Annotated in this window: 1 pseudogene; it reads left to right on the forward strand. The window is 43.7% G+C overall.

Annotated elements, in window-relative coordinates:
- Window positions 1–1,793 (forward strand): annotated as a pseudogene (locus QUA03_RS28805) (WD40 repeat domain-containing protein); the annotation flags it as partial.
- Window positions 1,794–1,844 lie beyond the last annotated feature (51 nt).

The raw sequence follows: 1,844 nt of genomic DNA on the forward strand, positions 1-1,844 counted from the left end.
GATTTAGCTTAGAAGAAGCGCAACCATTAGCGAAAGGGTTAGAAAATGTCATAGCCAATCCGCAAGCAGTTCTCAAAGAAATCTTAGCTTGGACGGAAGGGCAGCCATTTTTAACTCAAAAAATATGTGAATTAGTGGTAAGAATAGCGCGCGCATCCCACAGCGGGCATTTAAAAATCCTACCGGGAACCGAGGAATTTTTTGTGGAATCGGTGGTGAGAGAAAACATCATCTATAAATGGGAATCGCAAGACGAACCAGAGCATTTAAAGACAATCCGCGATCGCATCTTGCGAAACGAGCAGCGCATGGGTAGATGGCTGGGAATTTACCAGAAAATTTGGCAAGGAGTGCCAGTGCCAACCGATGACAGTCGAGAACAGATAGAATTGCTACTCAGTGGCTTGGTAGAAAAACAACAAGGTTTCCTGAAAGTAAAAAATCGAATTTATCAAAGAGTTTTTGACAGCGAATGGATCGAAACAAAATTAGGATTACTACGTCCTTATTCGCAAAACTTAGATGCGTGGTGGGCGACAAAACAACAAGATAAATCGCGCCTATTGCGGGGACAAGCATTGAAAGACGCTCAAGATTGGGCGCGAGGAAAAAGTTTAAGTGACCTAGATTATCAGTTTTTATCCCAAAGTGAAGAATTAGACCGCATCGAAGTGCAACAAGCACTAGAAGCAGCACGACTAACAGAAGTTGAAGCGCGACTGTTCGAGCAGAAAAAAAATGCCAAACGACAAAAACACTTTATAGTAACACTCAGTATGGCCTTAATCTTAGCTTTAGGATTGGGAGCGATCGCCTTTTCACAATATCATCAAGCCACTCAAAGCCAACGCAACGAAAAAATTGGCAAAATTCAAAGCATAACGCGGTATTCCGAAGCCCTATTTGCCTTAGATAAGCGGTTAGATGCCTTAATAGAAGCCCTCAAAGCCAGAAAAGAACTACAACTATTAAACGGCACAGATCGCCAGACAAATGGCATGGTTGAATCTGCCCTACGTCGAGCAATTTATGGAGCAATTGAATATAACCGTTTTTCAGGCAATAGTGGTTGGATGAATGCCTTAGCCATTAGTCCTGATGAGGAGATGATCGCTGTGGGGACAAGCGACGGGGAGGTGCAAATTTGGCATCAAGATGGCAGATTAATTCGCACCTTCAAAGCACATATAGCACCCGTTCTAGGAATTGCCATCAGTCCCGATCGTCAGCTTATCGTTTCTGGGAGTGGAGACTTAACAATTAAACTCTGGCAGCTTAACAGTAGCACAGATAAAGCAGCACTACCTTTACACACTCTCACAGGACATAAAGCTCCAATTTACAGCGTCAAGTTTAGCCAAGATGGAGAATTAATTGTCTCAGCTTCCCAAGATAGTACGGTGAAACTCTGGCGGCGCAATGGCACATTATTCAAGACATTAACAGGGCATCTTGGCGTAGTCAGGAAAGCAGTTTTTAGCCCAGATGGAGAGTTAATTGCCTCCGCTTCTGAAGATAGCACTGTGAAAATTTGGCGGCGTGATGGCACCTTGCTCAAAACGCTTTCACAAAATGAATCTCCTGTTTTATCCATTATCTTTAGTCCTGATGGTAAGGCGATCGCTGCGGGCACTGGAGACGGTACTATTAAACTCTGGCACCGTGACGGCACTTTGTTAAGAACAATTGCCGCCCATGAGGCAGGAGTTCAGGCATTAGCTTTTAGCCCCGATGGAGAAACCATCGCCTCTGGTTCTGATAACCAAATCATTGGTGACAAGTTAAGACTGTAAGTCTTTTGTCAAGAGGCTTTTAGAGAATTGTTGAAAAAAAACTGGTCAGAC

Source organism: Microcoleus sp. S36b_A4 (genome assembly GCF_036700645.1).
Classification (GTDB): domain Bacteria; phylum Cyanobacteriota; class Cyanobacteriia; order Cyanobacteriales; family Microcoleaceae; genus Microcoleus.